Source organism: Moorena sp. SIO1G6, assembly GCF_010672795.1.
In the GTDB taxonomy this organism is placed as follows: Bacteria; Cyanobacteriota; Cyanobacteriia; order Cyanobacteriales; family Coleofasciculaceae; genus Moorena; species Moorena producens.
In genome coordinates this window covers 19,393-37,974 of sequence record NZ_JAAHFZ010000062.1, presented here as the reverse complement: position 1 = coordinate 37,974, position 18,582 = coordinate 19,393, and the positions used below count along the sequence as shown (strand labels likewise).

11 protein-coding genes and 1 tRNA gene are annotated in these 18,582 nt (G+C 44.1%); 6 read left to right on the top strand and 6 right to left on the bottom strand.

What is annotated here, in order from left to right; genetic code table 11:
- Positions 1–194: 194 nt before the first annotated feature.
- Positions 195–659 carry a TauD/TfdA family dioxygenase gene (locus tag F6K63_RS31155; RefSeq protein WP_287314163.1) on the top strand — a complete coding sequence of 155 codons (465 nt, stop codon included), beginning with the start codon at positions 195–197 and terminating at the stop codon, positions 657–659.
- Positions 660–1,424: 765 nt separating this feature from the next.
- Here F6K63_RS31155 and F6K63_RS31150 read toward each other — a convergent pair.
- Both F6K63_RS31150 and F6K63_RS31145 read right to left on the bottom strand, forming a co-directional pair.
- Positions 1,425–2,408, bottom strand: coding sequence for a YkvA family protein (locus F6K63_RS31150; protein ID WP_287314162.1), 984 nt, complete (start codon positions 2,406–2,408; stop codon positions 1,425–1,427).
- A 287-nt stretch (positions 2,409–2,695) separates the two neighbouring features.
- Entirely contained in the window at positions 2,696–2,785 is a 90-nt protein-coding gene (locus F6K63_RS31145) for a helix-turn-helix domain-containing protein (protein WP_083374031.1), read from the bottom strand.
- Here F6K63_RS31145 and F6K63_RS31140 point away from each other — a divergent pair.
- Positions 2,784–4,502, top strand: coding sequence for an alpha/beta hydrolase (locus F6K63_RS31140; RefSeq protein WP_287314160.1), 1,719 nt, complete (start codon positions 2,784–2,786; stop codon positions 4,500–4,502). The genes F6K63_RS31145 and F6K63_RS31140 overlap by 2 nt on opposite strands.
- Before the next feature lie 40 nt (positions 4,503–4,542).
- On the opposite strand, the gene F6K63_RS31135 is transcribed toward F6K63_RS31140, so the two are convergent.
- The 3 genes from F6K63_RS31135 to F6K63_RS31125 all read right to left on the bottom strand — a co-directional run bounded on the left by F6K63_RS31135 (position 4,543) and on the right by F6K63_RS31125 (position 10,531).
- Positions 4,543–5,775 (bottom strand): RNA-guided endonuclease InsQ/TnpB family protein, encoded by a 1,233-nt coding sequence (locus tag F6K63_RS31135; protein ID WP_071986815.1) that lies wholly within the window; start codon positions 5,773–5,775, stop codon positions 4,543–4,545.
- Positions 5,705–6,205, bottom strand: a complete 501-nt coding sequence (locus tag F6K63_RS31130; protein WP_071986814.1) for an IS607 family transposase — start codon at positions 6,203–6,205, stop codon at positions 5,705–5,707. Before F6K63_RS31130 ends, F6K63_RS31135 begins: the two co-directional genes overlap by 71 nt.
- Positions 6,206–6,334: 129 nt before the next feature.
- Positions 6,335–10,531, bottom strand: a complete 4,197-nt coding sequence (locus tag F6K63_RS31125; protein WP_287314158.1) for an nSTAND1 domain-containing NTPase — start codon at positions 10,529–10,531, stop codon at positions 6,335–6,337.
- A 172-nt stretch (positions 10,532–10,703) separates the two neighbouring features.
- Between F6K63_RS31125 and F6K63_RS31120 the strand changes: the two genes are divergently transcribed.
- A complete protein-coding gene (locus F6K63_RS31120; RefSeq protein ID WP_008180653.1) occupies positions 10,704–13,250 on the top strand; it encodes a glycogen/starch/alpha-glucan phosphorylase in 2,547 nt (848 codons plus the stop codon).
- Positions 13,251–13,710: 460 nt separating this feature from the next.
- Positions 13,711–14,613: a sulfotransferase family protein gene (locus F6K63_RS31115; protein ID WP_287266199.1), complete on the top strand. Its 903-nt coding sequence runs from the start codon at positions 13,711–13,713 to the stop codon at positions 14,611–14,613.
- Positions 14,614–14,633: 20 nt separating this feature from the next.
- Here F6K63_RS31115 and F6K63_RS31110 read toward each other — a convergent pair.
- Positions 14,634–14,705 (bottom strand) — tRNA-Val (locus F6K63_RS31110).
- A gap of 334 nt (positions 14,706–15,039) precedes the next feature.
- Between F6K63_RS31110 and F6K63_RS31105 the strand changes: the two genes are divergently transcribed.
- Together F6K63_RS31105 and F6K63_RS31100 are read left to right on the top strand one after the other, a co-directional pair.
- Entirely contained in the window at positions 15,040–17,649 is a 2,610-nt protein-coding gene (locus tag F6K63_RS31105) for a CHASE2 domain-containing protein (RefSeq protein WP_008180650.1), read from the top strand.
- Positions 17,650–17,724: 75 nt separating this feature from the next.
- Positions 17,725–18,501 (top strand): DUF928 domain-containing protein, encoded by a 777-nt coding sequence (locus tag F6K63_RS31100; protein WP_287250847.1) that lies wholly within the window; start codon positions 17,725–17,727, stop codon positions 18,499–18,501.
- The last annotated feature ends 81 nt before the right edge of the window (positions 18,502–18,582 follow it).

Here is an 18,582-nt window from a genome sequence, read left to right as displayed (position 1 = left end):
TTGATATAATTCTTGTATCATTCTCGATTGGTAGGTCGTATTGACAATTTATGACCTATCTTTTTTTACCATAATTCGCTCAATTTAATATATATCAAGGGTTACAGGCCGCTTGTCGCCCCCCCAGGAAAGAAACACACAAAGAGGCTTATAATATTCTTTCAACATACTTGGTAAACTTAGCAAGACGACGCTTGCGCTCTCATCAAGAAGATAGTAGCATTGAGCATTCTCTTTACTCTTGGGATACGCAGACATTAACCAAAATAATTGTTACAAATGGCTTTGGCGAACCAGAGATTATAAGAATTCACTCAAGAAGCTTTTCAGGATTTCCTTCAGATTATTCTGGAATACAAATCAAGAAATTTATTGAAGCTTACGGTGGTTTTCTAGATTTAATTAAACAAGATAGATTTAATGTTCAAATGAAACTTGAACCAGGAAACATAGTTATCATTGATAACCACCGTCTAGTTCATGCACGCTCTAAAATTCAAGGTAATACAGCTAGGATGATATATTCCTGTTATATAGATGAATACATCTGGAACAGTAGATTAAGATTCCTATTAGGGGAAAGAGCGGAAATGGATGATGTTTGGCTTAGAGGATGCACAATTGACCAGGTAAAAATATTAGCAAATCGCTGGGAATAATCTATACCGGGGTATTGCTTGGGTTTCGCCTAGTCCCGGCGTACCTTGAAAAAATTGTCACCAATTGAATTATGAGCAAGTAACTCCGACTTCACAGCCGCGAGCTATCTCTATTCTTATACGGCGAATTAATTCGCCGCGTCGGATTTCATCCCGTACTCCTCTTGTGACATTACCGCTGAGGGGGTGACATGAGACCTGAAAATCTTACTAGATAAGGCTTTGATGCCAGTTGTCTTAGGAAAGATAAACTGGCAAATTGACCCTACGAATGATGTAATGGCAAGCTCAAACCCTTATAACTACGTCCAAGGTCAGGCCAAAACAGCATGTATCTTTTTGTTACAGATCGGCTGAACGCAATACCCAGTAAGGATTTTAGCTTGCATGTCACCCCCTCAGCTCTTAATATTAAGTTTTTCCAGTTGATTTTCAGTTGACCGCTAACTGCCAAATGTTTACCTAGTCCCGACTCCCTAAAATATAAATTTATAATCCTCATATTTACTATCCCTTAAAAAATCCATAAAATAATATTTAATATTACTAACACAACTAACAGTAAGCCATTTATAATTAAATCATGACGACTTTCGTTGAGCTTTTTCCCTAAAACTAGGCTGCCGCGCTCAAGAAAGTATTTTTTCATAAACCCTGGAACTTTTTCATAGTATGGCTTGTACTTGAGCAGAGTAATGATTAGCTGTATTAAGCCATAAGTAGTCAGAATAAATAGGGTAATTCGGTACCAGGAATAGAGGTTAATCATGTCTGACTAAGGATATATTTTACCAAAATAGCGATAATTGCTGCTGCAATGCTGCCGATTAAACTGATTCTGACAATCCGATTATACTTGCGGACTTGTATCTCGGCCATCTTTTCTGCCTGTCTTTCCATATAATTTTCTAGTTCCTGAGCTAGGGTGGAAACTACGGCAATGATCAGCGCTGCATCATCAGCTAATCCAGCAACGGGAATTACGTCTGGAACAGCATCAAAGGGGGATATTAAATAGATTAAGGCTGCGATCGCTAAAGCTTTTCCCTTCCAAGCGGCATTAGGATCCCGGACCATTTTAGCTAAAGCTTGAATTTTCGGCCAAATTTCTTTAATTGGTCCCCGGTTCATCCGTTCTAAGTTCTGGTCAATTTTTTGGATGTCTTCTGGCTTGGTATTTTGGAGCAATTTGTGAAATATTTCTTTTATCCTCCCCCGGTTCATCTGATCCAGGCTCTGGTCAATTTTCTGGATGTCATTGGGGGAGATGTTTTTTTGTAATTTTTCCAGTAGTGTTCTAATCTTGCCAGGGTTGCTTGCTGGTGAGTTTTGAGACAGTTGGGGGATGTCTTGTTCAGTGGTAGATTTTTGAAACTTGCTGAGTATCCCTCTAATTTTGCCTCTAATTTTGCCAGGGTTGGTTGGTGCTGAGTTTTCCGACAGTTGGGGGATGTCTCGTTCAGTGGTAGATTTTTGAAATTTGCTGAGTATCCCTGTAATCTTACCTCTAATTTTGCCAGGGTTGCTTGGTTCTGGATTGCTTACCGTTACTGGGGTGTCCTTAGGAGTTCCTGGTTTGGGTAATTTGCTCAGTAGTGACTGAATTCGCCCAGGGGGTTTTTGTTCTAAGGTCTGGTCGAGTTGTTCTAAGGTCTGGTCGAGGGAGTCGAGGGATTGGATATCCTCTGGTTTTTCCTCTGGTTTTTCCTGTTTTTGAAATCGCCGAAGTAGTCTTTCCCGTAAACCCATTACTATCAACCTTTTTATATACGAGGATTTATCTGTTTTAATTGTTAACGTAAGCATTCAGCCGTCAGCCGTCAGCCGTCAGCCGTCAGCCGTCAGCTAAATGCTGACGTAACAAAGATTAAACGAAGCTTACTTGTTTTATTTAAAAGCTCAAAGCTCAAAGTTGAGAGCTGAGAGCTGAGAGCTGTTCGCGTAGCGTGCGCGTAGCGCTTAAGCTGATAGCTTACTTGTTAACTATTATAATGACCTTCATGGTAAGCTTATAGCTAAATGGCTACTCCCCAGTTTTAGGCCCATCTACAATAACCAGCATGTTGTGCCATCAGGGTTTTCTGTTGGTTGTTGAGTTTCAGTGTGGTCTTGAGAGCTTTGTACATGTTTAATGATATTGTTACAGGTTTTCCGTTAACTATTACCAACTCCCCTGGTCTTTCCCGAGCAGCTAAAGTGACTACCCAATCCTTTCATTCTAACCCACTGCGCCAGTGGTTAACTCGCTTTTCCCTATCCCTAGGCTTGAGTCTAGTATCTACATTCAGTGCAATTCCTGCCCTAGGAGCAGAGCGAATTACTTTCTTTGTTTCTCCCTTTGGACAATTTAATATTGGGATTGAAGACTTGGAAATTTTTGCTAAAGATGGCACAATGACCAGGCAATTTGCCTATTATGCCAACTTTGCTACACCAATACAATTAGCAACACTGCGGATTCTACTAAACAGTCGATTTAATATTTCTCCCAGATATGTTTATTTGTTCACTCGCTTACCGGTGGGTAAAACCTTACTGCGCCGATTGGGGAATGTAATAAAAGCAGATTTCAATCGCAATGGTTTCTATCCCTTACGGGGTGCTTTAATTTCGGCAGCCTCTGATCCAGAAGGCTTGAGCGTTATTAATGTATTGCGTAAATTTTCCCTAGAAACTATTTACCTGGATGTGGAACTAATTTCTGATGTTACTGATGAGATATCACGGCTATTTGTGGTAAATGATGTTGTATTTGGTGCCATTAAAAATCAGGCACAAATACAGGGAGAAGGCTCAACATCGTTTGATTTTTCAGCACAAGCAGATCTCAGGAATCCTGGAGGAATAGGTTGGCGTAAAGAAAGCTTTGAGGTTTATAACTCTGAGCGTCAAGCTTCGTTTCCCGTTGATATTTATCTACCTAGGTCTTCAGACCAAGAAGGAATAAGAGGCTCGATTCCAACTCTGGTTATTTCCCATGGTTTGGCTTCTGACCGCAATACCTTTGCCTATCTAGCGAAACATTTAGCATCTTACGGCTTTGCGGTTGCGGTCCCGGAGCATATTGGTACTAGTTCCGAACGCATTAATCAAATCTTTGCTGGCTTCGCAACTCCCCTCAATCCTACTGCGATCATCCATCGTCCTTTGGATGTAACGTATTTGTTAGATGAACTTTCGGCTAAAGCTAATTCTGACCCGAGTAAGTTTGGTAGGCTCAATCTAGAAGAGGTGGGAGTAATTGGTCAATCCTTCGGAGGCTATACTGTTCTTGCTCTAGGAGGGGCTAAACTAAATTTTGAACAGCTTACTAGTGACTGTAATGCGGCTCGACAGAACAATTTATCCTTAGATGTATCCCTGCTACTCCAGTGTCGAGGTACTCAACTATCCCCAGAAGACTATAATTTGGCAGACGAACGGGTAAAAGCCGTGATTGCTGTTAATCCGCTCAGCAACCCGATCTTTGGTGAAGCCGGGATGTCACAAATTCAGGTTCCGGTCATGATGGTCTCTAGTATAAAAGACATCTTTGCGCCACCTGTAGAACAACAAATTACCCCCTTCAGCTGGCTAACTACCCCAGAAAACTATCTAGTGGTGACAGAAGGAGGTACTCACTTTTCCTACCTGGGTGGGGCAGGAGAGGGTGTCTTACCGGTTCCACCTGAATTGATTGGGCCAGATCCTGCTATCGCTCGTCCTTACCTGATGGCACTTAGTACGGCTTTTTTCAAAACCTATATTGCTAAACAACCTGAATATACTTCCTATCTCAGTGAGTCCTATGTCAAAGAGATTAGTCAAGACCCATTGAATCTGTTTCTGCTCAAGTCTTTCTAATTCCGATACTTTTTGGCTACTAAAGTCTACTAGATAGACCTTAGCCCACCAATGCAAGCTGCTCTCGCAGCCAGGGTGTATCTACCAAAGCTCTTAGGAATATCCCGCGAGCGCCATTGATGTCGCGATCCATTATTAGGCCATCAATCTTTGACTTAATAGCCTTGCTCCCACCAATGTTTACCATTTCTCCCGTCCAGCTCACAGTCTTGGAGGTATAGGCTTCACAGACATCTACTACTGTTTTTCCAGTTTCGGAGGCTTTATGTTTCAAAAACTCCTTGAATCTAAAGTGAGAAAATGTCAGCAAGTTCCGCACTGTCTTTGATCTGATCCTCCTTTTTCCTTTTTTAGACATTTCAGACGTCTCAAAAGTTGGAAGTAGGATCACATCAAAGCTATCTACCAAGAACCTAGCAGCTTTGTGATGGAGTTCGTTCACTAGGTTTTGAATCCTAATAACAATTCGCCTAGCCGCTTTTCTCATTCGTCGTTTTTGATTCCTCTTGGTCTTACTTATTTTTGAAAGTAAGTTATCAAGATGAGAGCAAAGTCGCTGAATGCGAGAAAAGTCTCCGTGCCCAATTTTGCCTATAGAATTCTCACTAAAAAACGTTAAGAATGTTCTAACACCGGGGTCTATCGCTACCACTCTACCTTGGTTTTCGGCATTTTTTTGAGTAGTCTGATGAGGAACCGTCAAGTGATAATCCCCATTGTTACTGGTCAATCTACAGTCGCCCCTGTTGTCAGGCAACGCCTCAGAAAAAGTCAAGCCTCCTAGCTTTGTATGGTAAATGCCTTTTTCTGAGACTGCTGACTTAGGGATGTAGCAAGACTGGACAGGATTTTTTCTAGATCTAAATCTAACTCGATTGATTTGTCCAGTCTTTTTGTACTTTTTCTTGGCCTCCCTCACGGCGGTGCAAGCATCCTTTATCGCTATCGATTTAATTTGATAAGGCACTTCCTTGCACCACTCGGGAAGGTCGTTTAATATTCCAGTCTTGATGGCTTTCCAGTTAGCCTTTACTTCCCCATCTTGAAGTATTTTAACGGTCTTGTTGAAAACGTAACGAGAAACTCCAAACCACTTACGAACTAAATAACGCTGCTCAGCACTTAGGAATATCCGAATCTTTCTTGATTTTTGCCCCGTACTTTCTGAGTCCGTGGACGCGACAAGAGAAGACGTGAATGATTCAGAGAATATCTGCGGTAAGTTCGGATTCTGGACAACTTTCAGGTTGGTCGAGAACCAAGATCTTTCCACCGTTGAGTTCTGCCAAGTATTCAAACAGTTCAAAACCGAATCTGGTAAGTCTGTCTCTACAGGCAACAACAATCGTGAGCTGACATCCCTGCATAAGTCGTTCCAGTATGGCTCTAAGACCTTTTCGTTTGTAGTTGAGTCCTGAGCCGATGTCTTTGATGACTTCTGCCTCTGGGAAGAGCGAGTGCATGTACGCGACTTGCCTGGCGAGGTCGTCAAATTGTTTGCTACTACTGACTCGGCAGTAACAGATTGTGACTGGTTCAGGGGCTTGTCGTTTTCCCAAAGTGGCAAGACTAACTGTATCGAACAGTCGATATCCGCTTGGCGTTCGCTCACATTTGATAGTTCCATTGTCCGCGTACTTTCGCAATGTGGTTTGAGAGAGTCCCGTAAGTTCGACCGCCTTACGGAGTGGTACTAATGTCATCTCACTACTCTAACAAATTCTTTGGGACTTTGATAGACTTTATGATACTTTATATAACTGTACCCTAACCCCCTATCTCCCGACTCCCGTTCCCCTCCTGGGAGGGGTTAGGGGTGGGTTCCGACTCCCCTACATACCACAAATTTTCCTTAATTCTGTTTCCTCTTTATGAGTGACTAGGTAATCATGGAGCCAATCACAACTCTGTTCCACTAAATCCTCTAGATCAAAATTCCATAAAATTACTGTCTTGTCCCAACTAGTAGAAGCAAGAGTCTTGCCATCTGGGCTAAAGGTGACGCTATTGACAGGTTCCCTATGTCCAGTGAGGGTGTACAGGGGTTTGCCTTGGTGATTCCACAGTTTCACGGTGTTGTCCCAACTAGCAGAAGCGATAGTCTGGCCATCTCGGCTAAAGGCCACGCTAGTGACAAGTGCCCTATGTCCAGAGAGGGTTTGCAGTTCTTTGCCTTGGTGATTCCATAGTTTCACCGTCTTGTCGAAACTACCAGAAGCGATAGTTTGGCCATCATAGCTAAAGGCCACGCTAGTGACATCATCGCTATGTCCAGTGAGGGTGTGTAGTTCCTTGCCTTGGTGATTCCACAGTTTCACCGTCTTGTCACTACTAGCAGAAGCGATAGTTTGGCCATCATAGCTAAAGGCCACGCTATTGACCCAATCGCTATGTCCGGTGAGGGTGTGCAGTTCCTGACCTTTTAGATTCCACAGTTTCACCGTCTTGTCACTACTAGCAGAAGCCATAGTCTGGCCATCTCGGCTAAAGACCACGCTAGTGACATCATCGCTATGCCCTTTGAGGGTGTGCAGGAGTTTGCCCTTTAGATTCCACAGTTTCACGGTGTTGTCCCTACTAGCAGAAGCGATAGTCTGGCCATCTCGGCTAAAGGTGACGCTATTGACATAATCGCTATGTCCAGTGAGGGTGTGCAGGGGTTTGCCTTGGTGATTCCACAGTTTCACCGTCTTGTCCCCACTAGCGGTAGCGATAGTCTTCCCATCTCGGCTAAAGGCCACGCTATTGACCCAATCGCTATGGCCTTTGAGGGTGTACAGGTGTTTGCCTTTGAGATTCCACAGTTTAACGGTGTTGTCCCAACTAGCAGTAGCGATAGTCTGGTCATCTCGGCTAAAGGCCACGCTATTGACAGAATCGCTATGTCCGATGAGGGTGTGCAGTACTTTGCCTTGGTGATTCCACAGTTTCACCGTCTTGTCACTACTACCAGAAGCGATAGTCTGGCCATCTCGGCTAAAGGCCACGCTATTGACCCAATCGCTATGTCCAGTGAGGGTGTACAGGTGTTTGCCTTGGTGATTCCACAGTTTCACCGTCTTGTCTGCACTAGCAGTAGCGATAGTCTGGCCGTCTGGGCTAAAGGCTACACTCATGACAGGTTCGCTATGTTCGGTGAGGGTGTGGAGGGGTTTGCCTTGGTGATTCCACAGTTTCACCGTGTTGTCCCCACTAGCAGTAGCGATAGTCTGGCCTTCTGGGCTAAAGGCCACACTAGTGACAAAGTTCCTATGTCCAGTGAGGGTGTGCAGGTGTTTGCCTTGGTGATTCCACAGTTTCACCGTGTTGTCCCCACTAGCAGTAGCGATAGTCTGGCCTTCTGGGCTAAAGGCCACGCTAGTGACATAATGGCTATGTCCAGTGAGGGTGTGCAGGTGTTTGCCTTGGTGATTCCACAGTTTCACCGTCTTGTCCCCACTAGCGGTAGCGATAGTCTTCCCATCTGGGCTAAAGGTAACGCTAGTGACATAATCGCTATGTCCAGTGAGGGTGTGCAGGGGTTTGCCTTTTAGGTTCCAAAGTTTCACGGTGTTGTCAATACTAGCAGTAGCGATAGTCTGGCCATCTGGGCTAAAGGCCACGCTATAGACAGCTTCGCTTTGTTCGTCTAGGCTATTAAATTCTTTCACTCCATAGAGAGATTCCCGTAAACTAGCGATCGCTTTAATCCTAGTATCACCTTTTACCCAATTCGCCTGTTTCAGTTTTCCTAATGCCTTTAAACCCTCTTTTAGAGCATCAAATGGTTGATCTAAGGTAAACAATAGTTCTGAAAGTTGACTCAGGACTTTAATTTCACTTTCTTCTGCCTTTCTGGCCTGTTCTTCTACCTTTATCGCCTGTTTACGAGACTGCAACCCAAAAGCTGTTGAAATAACTGTCCCCAATACCAACACACTAACAAACCCTACCGCTACTAACCGGCGGTTACGGGTGATTTGCTTGTGCTTGTGACGGCTTACCTGAATATACTCCTCGGCCAGCCCATCCAACATCCTCAACTTGCCATACTTGTTTAAATACTCCTGGGCTTCTACTAACTTCCCCCCAAGCAACAGTACACCGGCATCATCACGCTTCTTACCCTTCTGCTGCCATTCTTCTGCCGCCGCTTCCAGCTTGCGTTCCACTACCATCCCTTCTGTGTAACTCTGCTTCCACTCCAGCAACCTTCCCCAGTGGCGAATCAAGGCTTCATGAACTACATCCAAAACCACATCCTGGGAATTTTCTTGATGGCTTCTAGTAATCAAGCGGTTCTCTGAACTGGCTAAGGTCTGGCTAACAGCATCGAGCAGTTCTAAACTGTGGTGAGAATTGACTAACTCCCCCAGGCTTACTCGTCTACGGGTATCGAGAGTATCTCCGACTTGAGTTAATTCCAAGAACAAACGCCTAGCCACACTTTGTTCTTCCGCTGAGAGACTATCAAATACCTGATTGGCTCTCTTTTCGAGAGTTCCCTCAATTCCCCCTAACTGTTGATAGGTTTCTAACCGTAAAAACCTTTCCTGCTGCTGTCTTGACTGTTTCCATAATTCCGTCAGAGTATATTGGAGCAGGGGCAGGCTGCCTGGATAATCTTCCACATCGTTAATCAGTTGCTGTTTTAATCTGCCCTCAATCCCTAATCCTACTAATTCAGCTGGTTTAGCGATCGCTTCTTCAATTTCCTGACGGTTCAAGTGGTCTACATTGATTAATGGTTTATTGATCTTCTCTACTAATTGAGGATACTCTCGCAACCGCCCCCGAAAGTCAGAGCGCATGGCAATTAACACAATTAGATTGTCTTTGTTGTCTAATAATTCACTTAAACTGTTAAAGAATTCCAGCCGTTGGTCAGGTTGACCCATAGTGAAGCACTCTTCAAACTGGTCAATAATCATGACCACCGGTTCAGAAGTCGCTACTAGAGTAAGACTAGAATTGTCTCCCTTGTTGTCTAAAAGCTTTCCCAACTCCTGCACCTCCTGTAACCTTTGCTTTGGTGCAACACCTGGAGTGAAAGGTTCTAGATAATGCCAGCGATCGCTTCCAGCAATTGCCTGACCTAACTTCAGCTGATACAATAAACCCGCCCTGAGTAAGGAAGACTTGCCACTGCCGGAAGCCCCTAACACTACCAGCAGACGGTCTTTAGTTTTAACTCGCTCAATTAACTGCTGGGTCAACTGAGAACGACCGTGAAACACCAGAGCATCCTCTGGTAATGCGGTAAAATAAGACAGAGACCGGTAGGGGCATTTATCCTGAAAGCTCAGTTTCGGAAACTGGGTAGTCAGTAGAATGGCTTGTTTTGAGTTAGCGATTAAAGGACGTTGTCCAGTCCTTGACATCCGCTGCTCAATAAACAAGGCCAAATTATGACTATTTACAATACCATCCGGGTGATTTTCCGGATTCAACCCTGCCAGTAACGCCTTGGTAAATACTCCTTGTTCATGGCTAATCTCTACTCCCGGTTCATAGGAACGAGTGGCAGTAATCAAGCAGTAAGCTTTATCAGTTGGGATAAATGGGAGCAAGCTTAGTAACTCGCCACTGTAGCAACAATCTAACCAAATCACTACCTGTTTGACTGGGCTAGTTGCGATTTGCTGACCTAATTCCCGCAGAGGATAGCCATAAATTCCCACATCAGGAAAGGCATCACTAGTGACTAAGAAAACGTCTTGTTGTCCATCCACCTCTTGTCTACAGCCATGGCCTGAAAAGAAGAATAGGGCGGTTTCTGGGGGTTGGTTGGGAGGTGGAGGATTAAACAGATTAGCGACTGCTTCCCTTAATTCCTCTAATTTTACCAGTCCTGTGCTGGATACTCCCCCTGCTCCTTTTTGGGTCAACCCAAGGGGTAAGTCCTGAATCCGAAACGGTTCATAGCCATACTGCTCTAATCGTTGAGCGACATTTGCCCCATCTAATGCAGCAACAGTCAGGTCGTTAAAGTTGGTGTATTCTGGATAACGGTTAATGCCAACGATTAGGGCTTCCCATTCCGGTGTCATTGGAGCGAGGCTGTGAAATTTTTACTAGGGTAACATAGCCTATGGCAGTTCTCAATTGGGTCAGATACTTACGCCCTTGGGGTTAATGGCAGCAGTCACTGACCATGCTTACTCTCTGGCAAAAGAGAATCCATAATAGAGTGACAAGTTTTTGGTCAGGATGAGCCACACTATGAAGGAACCTACCAACCTCACAGAACAAATCAAGGTTAAGGTAGAAGATGACCGCACAGGTATGTCGGTGGAAACCCTTAAGCGAGCCTTTGCTGACAATCTTTATTATATCCAGGGTAAAAATCAGTTTTTGGCTACACCCTACGATTACTATATGGCTCTGGCTTATACGGTAAGAGACCGGCTACTCCAGCGGTGGATTAAAACCTTAGAAACCTATACTAGAAAAAATACTAAGACTGTATATTACCTGTCAGCAGAATTTTTGATGGGTCGCCAGCTCACTAACAATTTGCTCAATTTGGGAATATATGATCGGCTCAGCCAAGCTCTCCACGAATCTGGGCTGGAGCTAGATGACCTGAAAATGCTGGAAGCTGAGCCTGGTTTAGGAAATGGAGGTTTAGGACGCTTGGCTGCTTGTTTCCTGGACTCCTTGGCAACTTTAGAAATTCCTGCTGTTGGGTATGGGATCCGTTATGAATTCGGCATCTTTGACCAGCGGATCATTGATGGTGCTCAAGTTGAACGTCCTGACAAGTGGCTACGGTTCGGCAACCCTTGGGAAATCAGACGCCCAGAATTAACAGTTGAGGTGAATTTCGGGGGTAAGACAGAATCCTACAAGGATGAGGGAGGTCGCTATCGGGTACGTTGGATTCCCGAGTGGCAGGTTTTGGGTACTCCCTACGATATACCAGTGCCTGGTTACAAGAAAAATACCGTCAATACCCTGCGTTTGTGGCGTGCTGGTGCCAGTGAAGAATTTGATTTTGAGGTGTTCGACAGCGGTGATTATGCTGGCTCTGTGACTGAGAAGATCTATTCCGAGAATATCTCGAAAGTTCTCTATCCCAATGATAACACTTCCCAAGGGAAGCAACTACGGCTGGAGCAGCAGTATTTCTTTGTTAGCTGTTCTCTTCAGGACATTATTAATAATTATCGACGAACTAATCGTAATTTCGACCTGTTCCATGAGAAAATTGCGATTCAGCTGAATGATACTCACCCATCGATTGGGGTGGCGGAGCTGATGCGGTTGTTCTTGGATAAGTACAAATTGAGCTGGAATCGAGCTTGGTATATTACTAAGAACACTTTTGGCTATACTAATCATACTTTGCTAGCAGAGGCTTTGGAACGCTGGCCAGTTAGCCTATTTGAGAGACTCTTACCAAGGCAGTTAGAGATTATCTATGAAATCAACCGTCGCTTCTTGGATCATGTGCGTCTGAAGTATCCAGGTGATAATGACCGGCTCAGACGAATGTCCTTGATTGACGAGGAACCTGAGAAGTCTTTGCGGATGGCTCATTTAGCCTGCGTAGGTAGCCATGCTATTAATGGGGTGGCGGCACTGCACACGGAATTGCTGAAGAAGGATGTGCTGCGAGATTTCTATGAATTGTGGCCAAATAAGTTTATTAATATGACCAATGGGGTCACACCCCGTCGGTGGCTATTGCTGAGTAATCCTCAACTGTCGGAACTGATTACTGAGAAAATTGGAGAGGGTTGGGTTACTGATCTAGACCAGCTCAAACAGTTAGAGCAGTTTGTTAATGATGCTGAGTTTTGCGTACGCTGGCGCAAGATTAAACAGCTGCACAAGAAAAACCTGGCAGATTATATTCTGCTGCACAACAATATTAAGGTTGATCCTAATTCCCTGTTTGATGTCCAAGTCAAGCGGATTCACGAGTACAAGCGTCAGTTGTTGAATGTACTCCATATCATTACTCTCTACAACCAGATCAAGGAGAATCCCTCGATCGATATCTTGCCCCGAACCTTTATTTTCGCTGGCAAAGCAGCACCGGGTTACTACTTGGCTAAACTGGTGATTAAGTTGATCAACTCGGTAGCAGAGGTGATCAATGATGACCCTGATGTAAGCGATCGCATAAAGGTAGTTTTCTTAGAAGGCTTCTCGGTTTCCCTCGGAGAGCAGGTTTACCCAGCAGCGGACCTTTCAGAGCAAATCTCCACTGCTGGCAAGGAAGCCTCTGGGACTGGCAATATGAAATTTGCCATGAATGGAGCGTTAACGATTGGTACCTTGGATGGTGCTAATATTGAAATCCGAGAAGAAGCAGGAGCAGACAACTTTTTCCTGTTTGGTCTAACTACTGAGGAAGTATACGCTCTCAAGGCTGGGGGATATAACCCACAAGAATACTATAACAACAATAAACAGCTCAAGCAGGTAATCGATCAGATTGGCTCTAGGTACTTCTATCCCCGTAATCCCGACCTGTTTAAGCCACTTGTGGATTCCCTACTGTACGGCGATGAGTACCTGCTTTTGGCAGACTACCAGTCCTATGTGAATACCCAGAAGCAAGTAAGCCAAGCCTATCGGGATCAGAATCACTGGACTCGGATGTCGATTATTAATGCGGCGAATATGGGCAAATTCTCTTCAGACCGCACGATTCGGGAGTATTGTCAGGAAATCTGGAATGTTGAGCCGATTTCAGTTGACCTAGACGAGTACGACCAGAACTCTGCTGGGTTGAAGCGAGTAAATAATTTACATTAACCTCAACAGTAACTATAGCAGTTCCCTTAATCAGGGAGTCGGGAGTCGGGAAGTGTGGCAAGTGTGGCAAGTGTGGCAAGTGTGGGGAGATGGGGAGATGGGAAGATGGTAAAGATTTTTATAGGGTTTCCTATACTTACGAGGTACATTCAATTTTATTACCCCTACTCCCTGTTTCCTTTGCTATAGTACTTTCTTGATAGTATAGCAGTCGCCAGGGCAGTTAGGACATGACAAAAGTCTCACACCCTTTGTAAGCGCAAGAGTTTGACTTCTGACAAATGACTTCTGACTTTTGACTTCTGCTATAGTTTCTTGATCACGTTTGGTGATATCCACTTTCAACGTGGGTATTATCTTAGTAGGAACTTATAGCAGTTTTCATAGTAATGAGGTACACAGGATTTTTTGCCTATTCCCTATTCCCTATTCCCTATTCCCTATTCTCCCCAGAAATAAAATGAAATTACCGACTTTTTTAATTATAGGTGTGCAGAAGGCAGGAACAACTTCTATTTATAACTACTTAACCCAACACCCTCAAGTTTATATGAGTCCGGTTAAGGAAACCAATTTTTTGGAGAAAGATTGGGAAAAGTTACCTCCAGAAATAAGAACTATTAACAAAAATAGAATTGATACCTTTGAAAAATATTGTAAACTTTTCCAAGAGGTGAAGGATGAAATAGCGATTGGGGAAGCATCCCCTAATTATTTGTTTCATTATAAATCATCTTGTGAGCAAATATTGCGCTATTTGCCCGATGTTAAAATGATTGCTATTCTACGAAATCCCGTAGACCGAGCTTATTCGGATTATTTAATGCATGTTCGGGAAGCGACGGATGTAGCGGGTAATATCCAACCATTATCGGAACAGCTTAAGTTTCGCTCTCAGGGGTCGTTTACCCTAAAAAAAGGACTCTACTCCTCTCAATTGAGTCATTTTTTTGAAACGTTTAATCGAGATAAAATAAAAGTTTATCTGTACGATGATTTATGTAAAAATCCCGTGGCTTTGATCCAGGATATGTATCGGTTCATTGGAGTAGATGAAACGTTTATCCCGGATGTATCGAAAAAAGCGCAAGTGGCTCAAGTTCCTAAACTAAAATTGGTTAATGATCTGTTGCGGAAACAAAATCCCTTCAGAACTATGATAGCTTCTGGACTAAAGTTCATCCTGCCAGTGGAGGTGAGGCAAACTGTTCGTTCAGCGCTAATCAACATGAACTCAACTGATAAGAAAAAAGCTGCTCTTTCTAAAGAGGAACGGCAACAGTTGCTGGAATTTTATCGTGATGATATCCTGAAACTCCAAGATTTGATTCAACGAGACCTTTCGTTTTGGTTAACTATTTGATTGCCTACACCAAGATAGAATGGGCGATACTGGGTTCGAACCAGTGACCTCTTCCGTGTGAAGGAAGCGCGCTACCACTGTGCTAATCGCCCATAGTTTTCTAGTCACTAGCTTTACAGTATACCACAAATTACGGTCACGTGACAAGTGGAGTTTGCCTGAAAAGCTGATTTTTATGATATCCCTTGATGCTGAATCAGTGAACTGTGGATCAAGCTAGATATCAAGCTAGATATAAAATCTTAAAACTACACTATAGCATTTTAATACCACCAATTGAAGAGTTGACAAACACAATCGAGTAATGTTATCTTATCGCAAGAGTTTTAATGGTTAGACCCCCATAAACATTCAACTCCAAGCAACCATTAAAATTTCAGACCTTAGTTAACCCTGACGGATGTAGCCCTGACAAACTATTTAAAGATGAGTCAGTTAGTAGTCTTAAAACTGGGAAATGGTAATTGTCAGGAAGGTTTTCCTACTGTTATAGCTCAACTTTGGGAAAGGGATCATCGTACTCTGATGCAGTTTACTGGAGGTTTGCCTGCTGCACCAGAACTGCCTAAACTCTACAAACGCTGGCAATTAATGTATGCAGCACTCTACGGAGGCTTCAGGTGCGATCGCCGTCTGGAAATTCATAACGTTAGTATCACTAATGTTTCAGAAGCTGAGTTTAGGAATCTGTCTCAACAGTTAGAAGAGCAAATTAATACCTGGCTCAATGCTGAAGAATTTCGCAACATTGAACGGCGAGTGCGAACTAAACTAATTCCGTCTGAGGAAATTAGCGTGATTATCGAGGCGGAAGATGACCAAGTGCGACGATTTCCTTGGCATTTGTGGCGTTTATTTGAAGATTACCCCCTGACAGAAGTGGCGTTGAGTAGCCAAGAGTATGAGCCAGTCACGACGCCAGATCGAGAGTCAACGGGTCAAGTTAGGGTATTAGGAATTTTAGGAAATAGTGAAGGGATTGAGGTTGAAAAAGACCGGGCTTTACTTGAGCAGTTACCGGAGGCGGAAACGGTTTTTCTGGTGCAGCCACAACGCCAAGAGCTTAACCACCAGCTTTGGGATAAACAGGGATGGGATATCCTGTTTTTTGCAGGACATAGCAAGAGTGCGGCGGATGCTAAAACTGGTTACATAAGTATTAATCAAACTGATAGGTTAACGATTTCCCAGTTAAAGCATGGTCTGGGAGCAGCTATTACCCGTGGTTTGAGACTGGCAATTTTCAATTCTTGCGATGGCTTGGGATTAGCACGGGAATTGGCTGATTTACATATTCCTCAGTTGATTGTGATGCGGGAGCCGGTACCAGATCCAGTGGCACAGGAGTTTTTGAAGTACTTTTTAACCGCATTTGCTGGTGGAAAATCCTTATATTTGGCAGTGCGGGAAGCTAGGGAACGGTTGCAAGGCTGGGAAGATAACTATCCTGGTGCTAGCTGGTTACCAGTGATTTGCCAAAATCCAGCTGTTGTTGCGCCGACTTGGCAACAGTTGCGCGATCGCAATCAATTGGCTTCTGTTTCAGGTAGCTCTAGTCAGGCTCATGGGTCACAAACCTCTTCAGAGGTTCAAAAGATGATGCGATCGGCTGTAGTAGAGGGTGAAGGTTCATTACCCAGTACCTCCCTTACTCCTTCAGACCAAAAGACTAAGACCTTTTTGCGATCGCATAACAGATCCTACAGACCTTGGCATTTTTGTCTGATTCGGTCACTATGGTGCGATCGCGTTTTGTTACTCAAGGCTAGTGTATTCGCCATGGCTTTGGTGATGGGATTGCGGTGGTTGGGACTATTGGAAGGGCTTGAACTAAAAGCTTTTGACCAACTGATGGGACAACGACCCTATGAAATGGGGGACGAACGTCTGTTGATTGTTAAGGCTACTCCAGAGGATATTAAAAATCAGGAACAGCAACCCAAGCATAGGGCATCGTTATCAGACCATACTCTTACTCGGCTATTTGAGAAACTCCAGGAGTATGAACCAGTAACGATTGGCTTAGATATCTATCGTGATTTTCCGGTGGATCCAGCTTACCCTAAACTAGCAACTTACCTGGGACAAAAGAATTTATTTGGTATCTGTAAAGTTAAAGATGCTAAGGCTGGGGACACCGAAGGGATTTCTCCACCCCTGGAAATTCGGCCAGATCGGATTGGTTTTAGTGATGCTTTACCTGACCAGGGGGGAATCCTCCGTCGCCATCTGTTATCTCTGAACTCACCAGACCTCACGGATAAGTGTACTGCTAAGAATAACCTTAGCTTGTTACTAGCCCTATACTATCTACATGCTAAGGGTATCCCATGGGGCTACACATCAAATCAGCAATTATGGATTGATCGGCCACATTTGGGTAACGGTAAAACTGTTGTGCTGAAGGAATTAAATTCCTATACCGGTGGCTACCACAGAGTGGATGCAGCAGGTAGACAAATCTTGCTAAATTACCGTTCCCGTCGTTCTGTTGAAGATATTGCACCAACAGTCGATGTTGGCGATATTCTCAATGATAAGATTCCGCCCCAGCGCAGGTCCCAACTGAAGGGTCGGATTATTCTTGTTGGTATAGCCGGTCCAATTAATACCAGTAGTGATTACTGGCTCACCCCTTACAGTGCCAGTCAGCGCCTGAGCCAGAAGCGAACACCAGGAGTGGTGATTCAAGGACATATGGTAAGTCAAATCCTGAGTGCGGTTCTGGATAATCGACCCTTGTTGTGGGTTTGGTCAGAATCAACAGAAGTGCTGTGGATTTGGGGTTGGTCTGTGGTAGGAAGTGTAATTGGTTTAGTAATGGGATTCCGCTCAGGCCAGGCTAGGGGTATGCATTGCCTAAGTGGCTTGGTAATCCCGACGGGAGTGGCACTTGGTGCTTTGTATGGCATTTGTTATCTGTTGATTTTGCAAGGGGGTTGGATACCGCTGGTGCCTTCAGCAATGGTATTGGTGCTTACTTCGGTGGGTATGGTTTTGGTAGTACGTTATACAGCATGTTCCAATCAGATGTGAAACTAGGATTGATGCAAAAAGGGAACTTCTCAGACCCAGTCAGCATCTTCCTTGGCAAAAGCATCGGAGTTGACAATGGTTAAAATTAAACTGCTTTATGGGATTGCGTTTGCTCTGGCGACTCTCACCAGCTACCCAGCACAAGCGCAATTGATGGAATCCACTGGCAATAGGGCTGAATCTATAGCAGTAGAGTTTAAACAGCCAGATTATTCAGGTGATGCGCCGAGCGGACGTAGGCGAGGTACAGGTAATCGTGGATATTGTCCTATGGCTGTTTCTGAAACGGGAGGAAACCTTACGATGACACCTGTGATCGATAAAGATAGTAGGGGATTGACAGTTAATGAGTCTCCGACTATCTGGGTTAATGTTTCCTATCAATCTGAAAGTTTTGAGAGGGGGCTTTCTGGGGAATTTTCCTTGCAGGATTCAAAAACTAACACCAAGCTTGCTCCAAAATATTTACCTGTTACTTTGCCAAGTCGGTCTGGTGTGTTTAGCATACCTCTTCCCTACTCCTTAGAGGTTGGTAAGTGGTATCGCTGGCATTTGATCCTTGATTGTAATTCTCCAGATTCGTTTTACGATGACTCGGTTTTGTTTATTAGAGGACTCTTGAAACGGGTTGAATTGCCAAAGTTTAAGTATGAGTTAGATACAAAAAACTCACAGCAGAAGCTAATGACAGTTTATGCTGAAAATGGCATTTGGTATGATGCCTTGAATCAAGCAGCTAAACTTCGTTGTAGTAATCCACAAAATGCTACGTTTGCTGAGGCTTGGTCCCGATTGTTGAAAGCGGTTGAATTGGAAGAAATTGCGCAGGAAAGTTTGATCTGTCGGGAATAGTTTAGTTTAACTACAAGGGAGCAGGGACTTCGGAGCAGGGAACAGGGAACAGGGAACAGGGAACAGGGGAGAGGGTTTGAT

Bases quoted from the DNA above. Each gene is read 5' to 3' on its own strand.
- F6K63_RS31150 (WP_287314162.1), bottom strand. From the start codon at position 2,408: ATGGGTTTACGGGAAAGACTACTTCGGCGATTTCAAAAACAGGAAAAA.
- F6K63_RS31145 (WP_083374031.1), bottom strand. From the start codon at position 2,785: ATGTACAAAGCTCTCAAGACCACACTGAAACTCAACAACCAACAGAAA.
- F6K63_RS31105 (WP_008180650.1), top strand. From the start codon at position 15,040: ATGAGTCAGTTAGTAGTCTTAAAACTGGGAAATGGTAATTGTCAGGAA.
- F6K63_RS31120 (WP_008180653.1), top strand. From the start codon at position 10,704: ATGAAGGAACCTACCAACCTCACAGAACAAATCAAGGTTAAGGTAGAA.
- F6K63_RS31115 (WP_287266199.1), top strand. From the start codon at position 13,711: ATGAAATTACCGACTTTTTTAATTATAGGTGTGCAGAAGGCAGGAACA.
- F6K63_RS31140 (WP_287314160.1), top strand. From the start codon at position 2,784: ATGTTTAATGATATTGTTACAGGTTTTCCGTTAACTATTACCAACTCC.
- F6K63_RS31130 (WP_071986814.1), bottom strand. From the start codon at position 6,205: ATGACATTAGTACCACTCCGTAAGGCGGTCGAACTTACGGGACTCTCT.
- F6K63_RS31125 (WP_287314158.1), bottom strand. From the start codon at position 10,531: ATGACACCGGAATGGGAAGCCCTAATCGTTGGCATTAACCGTTATCCA.
- F6K63_RS31100 (WP_287250847.1), top strand. From the start codon at position 17,725: ATGGTTAAAATTAAACTGCTTTATGGGATTGCGTTTGCTCTGGCGACT.